The organism is Thioalkalivibrio sp. ALE23 (genome assembly GCF_000378545.1).
Lineage (GTDB): Bacteria > Pseudomonadota > Gammaproteobacteria > Ectothiorhodospirales > Ectothiorhodospiraceae > Thioalkalivibrio.
This window is the reverse complement of the sequence record NZ_KB900046.1, coordinates 1-10,578: the sequence shown is the minus strand read 5'-3', so window position 1 is coordinate 10,578 and position 10,578 is coordinate 1. Positions and strand designations below refer to the sequence as shown.

General features: G+C 60.9%; 9 protein-coding genes. All 9 read left to right on the top strand.

Going from position 1 to position 10,578, the window contains the following annotated elements; translation table 11 throughout:
• Positions 1-9: 9 nt before the first annotated feature.
• The gene (locus tag F573_RS0113155) at positions 10-732 is read left to right on the top strand and encodes a TcpQ domain-containing protein (protein ID WP_231384429.1); all 723 of its coding nucleotides are present in this window, start codon (positions 10-12) and stop codon (positions 730-732) included.
• Positions 733-753: 21 nt separating this feature from the next.
• Positions 754-2,400, top strand: coding sequence for a type II and III secretion system protein (locus F573_RS0113150; RefSeq protein WP_231384428.1), 1,647 nt, complete (start codon positions 754-756; stop codon positions 2,398-2,400).
• Positions 2,401-2,409: 9 nt separating this feature from the next.
• Positions 2,410-3,780: a type 4b pilus protein PilO2 gene (pilO2, locus tag F573_RS0113145; RefSeq protein WP_019022972.1), complete on the top strand. Its 1,371-nt coding sequence runs from the start codon at positions 2,410-2,412 to the stop codon at positions 3,778-3,780.
• Between the two features lie 77 nt (positions 3,781-3,857).
• The gene (locus F573_RS0113140) at positions 3,858-4,730 is read left to right on the top strand and encodes a hypothetical protein (protein WP_019022971.1); all 873 of its coding nucleotides are present in this window, start codon (positions 3,858-3,860) and stop codon (positions 4,728-4,730) included.
• Between the two features lie 16 nt (positions 4,731-4,746).
• On the top strand, positions 4,747-6,630 hold the full coding sequence (locus F573_RS0113135) for a GspE/PulE family protein (RefSeq protein WP_019022970.1): 1,884 nt from the start codon (positions 4,747-4,749) through the stop codon (positions 6,628-6,630).
• A gap of 14 nt (positions 6,631-6,644) precedes the next feature.
• Positions 6,645-7,892 (top strand): type II secretion system F family protein, encoded by a 1,248-nt coding sequence (locus F573_RS0113130; RefSeq protein ID WP_231384427.1) that lies wholly within the window; start codon positions 6,645-6,647, stop codon positions 7,890-7,892.
• 202 nt (positions 7,893-8,094) lie between these two features.
• Positions 8,095-8,652, top strand: a complete 558-nt coding sequence (locus F573_RS0113125; RefSeq protein ID WP_019022968.1) for a type 4 pilus major pilin — start codon at positions 8,095-8,097, stop codon at positions 8,650-8,652.
• 72 nt (positions 8,653-8,724) lie between these two features.
• A complete protein-coding gene (locus F573_RS0113120) occupies positions 8,725-10,140 on the top strand; it encodes a hypothetical protein (protein ID WP_155986668.1) in 1,416 nt (471 codons plus the stop codon).
• A 77-nt stretch (positions 10,141-10,217) separates the two neighbouring features.
• Positions 10,218-10,578, top strand: a 361-nt coding sequence (locus tag F573_RS14380; RefSeq protein WP_038033466.1) for a hypothetical protein, incomplete at its 3' end; no start/stop codon positions are given.

Here is a 10,578-nt window from a genome sequence, read left to right as displayed (position 1 = left end):
CAGGAGAAAATCGTGAAGAGCGTGAACGTTAAAAAAGTCGCACCACTCGCAGTCGCGGCGTGCCTGGGGCTCTCGGCTATTGCAGGGCCTGCAGGTGCTTCGGGTGTGGTCTACAAGGACAACCAGTCCGTCAATTCGCCGTACAGTTTCGATTTCCAGTTCCGCGGGGCGCCTAATGCCCAGCCGGTGCAGGTCTTTACGGACGAATACGAGACCTATATCGAATTGCCGGAGGGTGTGACCCCGCACTACGCGCTGGTGGATGGGCACCGGGTACAGCTGAACGAAACGCCGCCTTACGTCATGTTCGACGGGGCGCCGCGCGAGTTTTTCATCCGGACTTCGCATGGTGAAGCGGAAGTCATCCGTCGCGGTGATCAGGTGCTTGCGGCCAACCTGGCGGATCGTGGTTCTTCCGCGTCCGGCGAGTGTGACCCCGTATGCCCGGGTGAGGAGTACATCCTTCGCGCCGGGACGCTACTGTCCGAGTCACTCCGCCGCTACGTTCAGGATCAGGGGTGGAACGCGCTTCGTTGGGAAGTGGATCACGACTACCGCATCGCGGAGGACATTCCGATGCATGGCGACATGCAAACGGCCATTCGTGGTCTCGTCCAGGCCTACCAGGCTCAGGGCGGTCTGATGGGTGTTGCCCCTCGATTCGCGGAAGGCAATCGGGTTGTGGTGATCGAGGAAGCGGATCATTCAGGTGATTTCGGCGCCGGCCGGTAAATCGAAAGGGAGTTGAAGACGATGCAAGGGATGTGGCGAAAGAGCCTGGTCGCGATCGGTGTGTCCGTGCTGGTTTCCGGGTGCGCAACGCTGGGGCAGGAAGCAGCAGACGAGACCTCGCGGAAGAACGATGATGTGATGCAGCAGCTGCAGCAGTTCGAAGCGCAGCAGCAGAGAGAGCGGGAGCAGGCGCAACGGGAGCAGGATCGCGTCGGGACGGCGGATGCGCTGCCGTATGTATCGACGGAAAAGATTCCGCGGCACGAAACACTGCCTCCGGCTTTCGAGAAGGAGATCATCATTCACGAGCCGCACGGCGTTCGGATCGGGAATCTGATGACCAAGCTGGGCGAGTCCGCAGGCATTCGGATGACCTTCGAGTCGGATCTGGTCCGTCAAAGGGGCGCTGATGCGCCCGACAGTACGGATTCCGCCGGTGACGAGATGTCGCTTGCGGAAATGCGCAGCGCGGCGGATGCCGGAATGACGGGCGCGGATGCGCTGTTGAACGACGTGCGTGTGGCGCTATCGCATCAGGGTCGCGTCCGGGATGTGCTGGATGCGGCCGCGAACGCGATGGAAGCGCGCTGGCGCTACGATGCGGAAGCGGGCGAGGTCGTGTTCTATCGCTATGTGAGCGAAACAATGCGGATCGCGATGACCGCGGGCGGAATGATCAACAACGTTACGCTGCAGACGCAGGGCGATTCGGGTTCCGGTGCGGAAAGCGAGCTCCAGATGGAAAGCGAATCCTCGATCTGGGAAGACATCGAATCTTCGCTGGAGTCGATGACCAGTTCGCAGGGAGCGTTTTCGATCTCCGACGTGATGGGCACCGTGACGGTGCGCGATCACCCGGATGTGGTCGAGGAGGTGGAGGCCTATGTGGAAAGACTCAATGAGACCTTCTCGCGACAGGTCAATGTCGACGTTCACATTTACAGTGTGAACGCATCGGAGGACGATCTGCGTGGCCTGAACTGGAATGCGCTGTTCCAGGTGCCGAATCTGGATTTCGATATTTCGACCCCCGACGGCGGTGGCGGGAGCCTGAGTGGTGGCGGCGCCGTGATCTCGGTTCCGGACCGTGCGGCCGGGCGCGCGCTGTCGAATTTCGTCGGTTCGGAAGCCTTTCTGGAAAGTCTGAATCGGGTCGGCGAGGCCAGTACCGTCACTTCGACGACGTTGCAGACCGTGAACAATCAGCCGGCGCCGGTCCGGATCGGTCAGACGATTTCCTATCTGCGTGAGGTGTCCGAAACCGATACCGCGAACGTCGGCACCTCGGCGACTCTGACGCCCGGGGAGATCGATGTGGGGCTGTCCATGCAGGTGCTCCCGCATGTTCAGGACAACGGGCGCGACTTGCTCATGCAGGTGATGATGAACCTGTCAACGCTCGACAACCTGGAGGAGTTCTCGTCGGCGAACAACACGATCCAGCTTCCGGAGGTCACCACGCGTGATTTCGTCCAGCGCACATGGTTGCGCAGTGGGGAGGCACTGGTGCTCGCCGGCTTCGAGGAGGTGCAGGCGAATCTGGTCCGTCAGGGGCTGCTGGACGCGGACTCCTGGGGAGTCGGTGGATCCCGGCGGTCGGAGCAAAGCAGTGAAAGCCTCGTGATCGTCATCACGCCGACGGTGACCTCGGTTCGAGACCGGCTCTGAGGGGGTCACATGGAAAAGGTGAAGCTCAACGGAGAGGTGTATCTGGCGGGCCTGCAGTGGCAGGCCGCGCCGGATGAAGGCATCAGCGCCGCCTCCGTCATGAAACTGGCCTCGGACCTGGGGGGCAAGGCATCCGTCTATGCGGAATCCAGGTCCGAAGAGCATGAGGTGTTCGTCGGGATCGGGCTGGCCGGCGAGGGTGATGGGTCGCGCGACGCCTCGCAGTCCCTCGCCTCGGCCATTGCGTCGCATCTGGGGGATCATGTGGTGATCGCCCGTATCGGTGAAGACCGTTTCTGGCTCCTGATCGCGCATAACGGTGGGGTGATTCCAGGGACGGACGTATGCGGATCCAGTAGTGAGATCATTCGGAGTCTGCGAAACAATGTCGACCTGTTTGCCGACTTCCCGCTGTTGGTTTCGGAACCGGGCCTGTTCGAGCAGGACGAAGGTATCGCGTTGCTGGAAGATGTGCGCGATTGGTTGGCGGAGGCGGAAGTCCGCGATCTGGAATCGCTCGTCCAGGGTGGTGCGGCAAAGGCCCCTTTGGTGCATCTCGCGGATCCGGCGGCAGCTCGCAAACGAAAGGTTCTTGCAGCCGGCGTGGCAATCGCCGTGATTGGTGTCGCCGGAAGCTGGTACTGGTACGCCCAGCAGACACCGGACATTCCCGAGCAACCCGTCGTGGAAGAAGAGGAAGAAGATCCGGTCGAGGTCGCCCGGGAGGAATATCTGAGCCAGCTGGTGTCCACGCTCGATGGATATCTCCCGAAGTCGAATGACTGGGTGCTCCCCTTGCTGGAACAGGCAATGGAGGATCATGCGCGTTCGGCGGTCGGATGGGGGTTCGAAGGGTTGGTGTGTGACCCTGGAGGCTGTCAGGTCTCGTGGGTTCCCTATTCCTCGGTCCGCCCGGTGCAGGCGTTCCCTGAAAAAGTCGGACTTTCACGGGACCGGATTCAGGTGAACGGGGATGTCACGAACATCACCGCTCATATCGAAAACCCGGAAGACGTGGATCATCGCGAAATGACGCGTCCCGGGCTCGATGATCTGCGTGACGGCCGGGCGATTCGGGACGAGTGGTGGGATTTCCAGCAGCTGGCCCAGATCCGTCTCCCGGGCCTGCAGTTCGAGCACGCGGGAGAACCATCGTTGGTGCGCGAACCGGACGACCTGGTGCCTCGGGATGTCGTGCGCGTGGAGGAAGGATCGATTCACGTCCGCGGCTCGAATCGAGATCAGCTGAAGGAATTGCTTACTGAAATCGACGGAACGGAAATCCGTGCCACCGAAGTCACCTATTCACCCGGTGGCGCCGTAGGGATGGGCAGCGCAGCACAATGGCGTGTGGAGCTGCAATACGTCGCACAGCGTTAAAAAGGGACGAGAAAATGATGCAGAGAAAGACGAAAGTCGCCTGGGCGGTTGCGGCCGTTGTGTTCGGAGGCAGCGCCATGCTGGGGTCGAAATCGGTTGCGGACGAGGTCCCGTCGTTCATGCAGGAGATGAACGAGACGGATGAAACCGCACCGGAGGTATCGGAAGGACAGGAGCCGGAAGACGACGCCCCGGCGGAAGATGTTTTCGCGGAAGAGGATAACGGCAATGAGGAGCCGGACGTAGTGGATTCCTCGACCGTGGAGCCGATCGGGGCGTCTTCGGGTGGCGACGGAGAAGGTCTGGATGATGACCCGGAAATCAGCCGGGATCAGGATGCGGCTCCGGCCGGCGACGAGGATGTGGTAACGCTTCCTTCCGAGGAAATGGCGGCCCCCGAGGCGGATCCGGAGGCAACCGATCCAGCGATGGAACCCCACGAGATGCGGGCCAGCGAATCCGAATACCTCGAAGAAATGCGGGATCTGCAGCGCCAGTCCGAGCTGATGGAGCTGCGCAACCATGTGCTGGAACAGCGCCGCACCCATCAGGAAATCCAGCGTGAGATGAACCAGCACCAGGCCGAACAGCGGGCGCGTCAGTCGCAGCCCAACCAGGAGATCCAGCAACTTCGTCGCCAGGTTCGAGCCATGGAGGAAGAATTGACGGGGGGTGATCTCGGGAGTGCCTACGATGATTCTCTCGCGCCGGACGAAGAGGTTCTGGCTGACATGCATCTGGTCAGCGTTTATGGCGATGCCCGCAACCCCAGAGCGGATGTCATCTATGGCGGTGGGCGCATGAGCGTGCAACGCGGAGACATGCTGCCGGGTGACTGGCAAATCCAGCGCGTGGAGCGTTCCCGTATCCTTGTGCAAAAGGGGATGCGTCGATTCGAGATTGGTGTCGAGGCACCGGATTCGGGTATGTCGTTCAACGTTTCCCGCTGATCGGGGAGAGGTGAGCATGGATCAGGAACAGGATTTTCTCAGCGAGCCGGATGCCCCCGTGGAAGAGCCGGAGATGGCGGAGCCGATCGAGGGGGAAGTCGTCGATCACTCGGATGGAGAAACTCAGGGAGGGGGTGGCCAGCCCCTGTCCCAGCCCAAGCAGGCCGGAAAGGACTTTGCGCCGCCGGACATCGTCCGGGTCAGTGACCTTCCGTCCTACCGTTGGGTCCTGAGTCGCGAAAAGGAACCCATCATCAAGCCATCCGACAATGTCTGGCCGTTTGTCGCGGTGATCGCGGCGCCGATACGCGAAGGGGATCATGTGTCCGCATCCGGTGAGACAATCCGGGCTTCGGAGTTGCCGGACCTGGCGGCCAACGGGACGCTTTCACTGGAAATCTGGATCATCGTTACCGGTCGAATGTGGGATCGGGGGAAAGGTCTTGTGGCCGGGCTGATCCAGAACATCGAGCGGCGATTCCCCAATGCCGTGATCCACCGTCGGGCACGAACCGCAACGGCGAACATCATCGAAGCGATCTACGATCGGGCCAACAATATCGAGCGGCAGATCGAACAGTCGGATTCATCCAACGAACAGGAGGAATTCGACCAGATCGGTGCGTATGCGCTCGAACACGAGGTTTCCGATATTCACATCGAGGTGACTCGGGAGGCGGCGCAGATCCTCATGCGCCGGCACGGTCGCCTGAACCACTACCGGGATCTGTCGCCGGAGCGGGCGCAGGCGATTTGTGCGGCCGCATACAACACGCTCACGGAAGAAGGGTCGATCTCGGATGCCTTCAACGTGCGCGAATTCCAGAATGCGGTCATCGACCGGACCTACGAGGCGGGCCGCGTCCGTTTTCGTTACGCTTCGATGCCGGTGGCCCCGGAGGGATTCAACGTCGTCCTCCGTCTGTTGCCGTTGGGCGTGGAGGCCGAGCACAAGACGTATGAGGAGCTGGGATATTCACCGGATCAGCGCAAGACGATTCGGCGGGCCCTGGGGAAATCCTCCGGTATGTTCATCATTGCCGGCACGACGGGATCCGGGAAATCGACGACCCTCCAGAACGCGATCGAGGGGATTGCCATCGAGCGCCCCCATCACAAGATCCGGACAATCGAAGAACCGGTCGAGTACAATATCCGGAACGCGTCGCAGACACCTGTGGTGCGCGGAAAGGGTGAAAGTGGCAGCGAAAGCGGCGGTGAGGACAAGCCGTTCACCGACGCGATCCGTGCAGCGTTGAGAAATGACCCCGATTTTCTGATGATCGGGGAGATCCGTGATGCCATCACGGCCCGGTTGGCGATCCAGGCGGCTCAGACCGGGCACCAGGTGGCGACGACACTGCACGCGGATTCCTGGAGTGGCGTGGTGGACCGTCTTGGCGTGATCGGGATCGAGATGGGGCTTTTGTCACAACCGGGGCTGATCTCCGGATTGGCGTATCAGAAACTGACGCCGGTACTCTGCCCCGAGTGCAAAATGCCGCTCACCCAGTGGGAGAAGACCGAAGAAGCGCAGCGCCCTGAAAACGTGGAAATGCTCGAGCGGCTCGAACAGGTGGCGGGGGACGACAAGGATCACATTCGGGTAAGCCATCCCGACGGGTGCCCGAACTGTCAGGGAACCGGCGTTGTCGGGCAGACGATTTGCGCCGAGGTGGCGATCCCCAACAACGCGATGCTTCGGGCGATCCGGGAGGGGGATATCGTCGAACTGCGCCGAATCTGGCGTTCGACCCGCAACCCGGAAGACCACTCGGATATGAGTGGACGCACGGCATTCGAACACGCCATCTGGAAGATGCGTAACGGCGTGACGGATCCTCGGGATGTCGAGCAAAAGTTCATGATGCTGGATGAAGTCTTCCACATCGACGAGTGATGGAGAACGCAGGGATGCAGGAAAGGATCCAGGGAGCGATCCAGCAATGGGCCGGATCGTGGAAAGAAAAGTTCGGCCAGATGGGTCTGGCAAACGGGCGGTCTTCAAGAACTGAGGGGAAGGCGACGCCGAAAAAAGGTCAGGCTTCGAATGGATCGTCCGGCATCCAGGATCGTGTCGATCGTTTTCAGGCCAAGATGGCCTTTAACGGCCGCACGCGGGCGGATCTCTACGAAGACCTGGCGGCATTTCAGGACGCTGGCATTCCCCCGTTTTCGGCGATGCAGTCGATCAACGAGATTCACCATCGCCAGCGCCGCAGTCTGCTCCTTCTGGGGAAGAAGACGAAGAAGCCGTTGTGGCGCATGTCGGATGAATGGATCCGAACGATCGAGAAAGGCGGATCCGTCGCGGACGCGCTCGCCCCCTGGGCGGATCCGGCCGAAGTGACGATGATCGCGGCGGGGGAGGAGTCGGGCGAGCTTTCGGAGGCGTTGCGGGAAACCTCCCGCCTGACCCGGGCCCGGGGTGAAATGATCAAGACCGCCATCGGCAAACTGATCATGCCGGTGATTCTCCTTGCCGCTCTGTTCGGTTTCGTGTTTTACATCTCGGCGACGATCGTGCCGACCGCGCGCGAATTGCTCCCCCCGGATCAGATGCCCTGGCTGGCGTCGGCCTATTTCGGGTTCGGCGAGTGGATGCTGACCTATGGACCTGGCCTGCTCATTGCGTTCGGGGTATTGGGCGCCGTCATCTTCGGGAGTATGCCGGTATGGCGCGGTCGATACCGTGACTGGGCGGATAAGGTATTCCCGTGGACCTTTTATCGGATGATGCAGAGTGCGTTCTTTCTCTTGACGCTTTCCGCGATGCTTCGAGCGGGGATCCCGCCGATGAAGGCGCTGACCGGCTTGAAGAAATACGCACGACCCTGGATGGCCGAGCATCTGGAACGCATGATGACCCGGCTTCGAGCGGGCGAAAAAGAGACGCAGGCTCTGGATAGCGGTCTTCTGATGGACAGCATGAGTGATCGTCTGTACATCTACAGTCGGCTTCCGGATTTCTCCGTGGTCATGAACAGCCTGGGTGGGGATGCCATCAAAGACCTGCGCGAAAACATCGTGAAGGTGACGACGGCGGTATCGACCGCGGCAATGCTGGCCCTGGCGCTGTTCGTGGTCGCGACCGTGTTCTCTCTGGGGCAGGTCAGCTTTTCCATTCAGGGGCAGGTTGATCAGCAGGAAGTTGCCCCATAAAGTAATAAGGCGGGAGACGTAAGCAGCCCGCCCGCGCGGTCCGGTCGCAAACGGGCCGCTCACCGGTGAAAGCCGGTGGAACTCTCCCGATCCGGGAAATGGCCGGGGAAGGAGGGAGACAAAAATCCGCGACCTGATTCGTAATAATGGGTCGTCGGAGATTTCACTAAGGCAAAACGCAACAAGCAAGGAAGGTGACGAAATGCAACACTTCAACAAGGACGTCCATCGGAAGGTTCGCGGGTTTACCCTGGTCGAAATGCTGATCGTTCTGGCGATCGGTGCATCGGTACTGTTCGGGGTCTTCGTGGCGGTGAGTGCCGTGCAGAACCAGCAGGCGTCGAATGAGGCCTCGGAGAACCTCAATCTTTTCGCGGCGGAGATCCAGACGCTGTTCCGGGGGCAGTCCGATTTTTCGGATATCAGCAACACCGTGCTTCTGGATGCCGGTACGGTGCCGGGCCCGATGGAGCAGGGCGGTGAGATCGTGACCGCCTGGAACGATGAGGTGGAGGTGACCTCGGTGACTCTGACCGGTACGTCGGGGACCGACAACGCGTTCCAGATCGAGTATCCGCTTCCGGAGGCGGCTTGCACCAACGTGATCCAGGCGGTTGAAGGCGCCTTCGCGGAGGTGCAGGTGGGTGGCTCGATCATCAAGGATGCCAACAATCGTGAGCTGGACGTTCCGACGCTGGCCTCCGAGTGCAGCAGCGACGGGGATCTCGTGGAGGACGTGCTCTTCATCCAGGGTCGGTAATTTGACCCAGTCGCCGGCTGTATCAGGGGCCCGGCCCGGGGCGGCCTGGGCCCCTTTTTTTGACGAGGAGGCATGAATATGGGCAGCCAGACAGTCAGGGATGAAGCTGTGGTGGGCATCGGCCGAACCAGGCGTCGAAAGCAGTCCGGTTACGTGACCCTGATCGGGATGTTCCTTGCATTGGCGGCCGCGGCGGCCGCGATGCCGTGGGTTTTCGAGAAACAGCAGCGGGATCGTGAACAGGAACTGGCGAATACCGCCGGCAAGGATTTGGCGATGATCGCCAGCGGGGTCAGCGAATATGTGTCGAAAGTCCAGTCGGGTGACGAACCGCCGAACGAGGGGGATGACCTCACCTTGACCCTGGGGGATCTTCGTCCGGAGCAGTGCGGCGGGCCGGATCGAGGCTATTTCGAGCCGCACGAAGGGTTTATCCCGTGTCAGGTGGCCGATTACGGGGATTCGGACACCCCGTTCTGGGACGAATACGAAATCCGGATCGAGCATCTGAATTCGCCCGGTGGTGGCGCGGCGGGCAATGCAAGCCTGGTCCAGGCGTTCGTAAATACGCAGGTGGATCCGGGCAAGGATTTTGCGGGTCGCCAGGCGCGGGTGGCCCAGCGGATCACCAATGTCGCGAATGAGCATCGCGAGCCCGGCGGGCATGAAATGTTCAATGCGGTGTTTGCAAACGTCGATGTCGACGATGTGGAAACGCCGACCAACCCTTCCGACGAATACACGACGCCAACGCCGAATTTCGACGATCCTACCGCTTCGAGCTTCGGCCGGGTCGTGATGGTCGTCAGCAACCGCAGTACCGCCGATCGCTGGCTACGGGTGGACGGCACCAACGAGATGGAAGCGGATATCAACGCCGGCGGATATGATCTGCGTGACGCAGAAAACATCGACGCGGCCGGAGACCTGCTGTTGGGCGGGGACGCTCTGATCGGTGGCGATTCCCAGGTCGGCGGAAGCTCCCTGGTGCGGGAAAGCCTGACCGTCGGCGACGATATCGAGGCCGGTGGTGACATCACCGGGGAAGACGTGGCCGCGCGAAACGACATGATTGCCGGCAACGACGTCCTCGCCAGTAACGATGTCTGGGCGGGTGGTGATGTCGAAACCGAAGGCGACGTCCTCGCGGATGGAGAGGTTCTTGCGGAAGATGTCTACATGGATAACGTTCAGCTGCATGCCAGTCAGGCCTTTTATGAAGGGCATGTGGTAGGGCGCGGGGAACGTGTACCTTACCCACGCTCGGATGAAGGGGGATGCCCATCGGGGCGCAGTGAAGCGATTTTCACATCTATCCAGGATGTGGTGGTAGACGACGGCCAGACCGATTCCGCTATCTATGGGCAGCGAGTGGATGTCGGGCGCAGCGGCAACGAATGGACGGTGGACGTGGAAGTGTTGACGGATGACAGCGGCTGGGTGCGAGCGCGGGATTGGAACGTGGTCGCCATGACGCAATGCCGCTGAGATTTGACGCTAAAGCGGTGCCTCTGATAGAAAGAAGACAAGAATTGGGTGGGGTCAATTCTGCAGGAGAATCAGACATGCAGGGAATCAAGCATGGAAAGCAAACGCCGATTGCCGTGGGCGTGATGATCGCGCTCGGGATGGGTGTGACCGGAGCACAGGCGGACTTCACCGATCGCGAATCCGTCGAGGATCTGCGCGGTCACATGGAAGAGCGGATGAACGTGGAGATCCAGCCGGGACCCGAATCCACCCGCGATACTTCGGAACGCCGCCAGTCGGGCAGTACGTCCAATATCGGAGGTGCCGACTCCACGGGAACCGTGGTCGGTGGGAACCCCGGTGGCGTCGGTCAAACCGCTTCGGAGAAGTGCGAGGATCTTGGCTTCGAGTGGGATGGTGGAGCCTGCGTGATCGACGGTGAAGAAAATGTGATAC

Bases quoted from the DNA above. Each gene is read 5' to 3' on its own strand.
- F573_RS0113135 (WP_019022970.1), top strand. From the start codon at position 4,747: ATGGATCAGGAACAGGATTTTCTCAGCGAGCCGGATGCCCCCGTGGAA.
- pilO2 (WP_019022972.1), top strand. From the start codon at position 2,410: ATGGAAAAGGTGAAGCTCAACGGAGAGGTGTATCTGGCGGGCCTGCAG.
- F573_RS0113140 (WP_019022971.1), top strand. From the start codon at position 3,858: ATGCTGGGGTCGAAATCGGTTGCGGACGAGGTCCCGTCGTTCATGCAG.
- F573_RS0113150 (WP_231384428.1), top strand. From the start codon at position 754: ATGCAAGGGATGTGGCGAAAGAGCCTGGTCGCGATCGGTGTGTCCGTG.
- F573_RS0113130 (WP_231384427.1), top strand. From the start codon at position 6,645: ATGCAGGAAAGGATCCAGGGAGCGATCCAGCAATGGGCCGGATCGTGG.
- F573_RS0113125 (WP_019022968.1), top strand. From the start codon at position 8,095: ATGCAACACTTCAACAAGGACGTCCATCGGAAGGTTCGCGGGTTTACC.
- F573_RS0113120 (WP_155986668.1), top strand. From the start codon at position 8,725: ATGAATATGGGCAGCCAGACAGTCAGGGATGAAGCTGTGGTGGGCATC.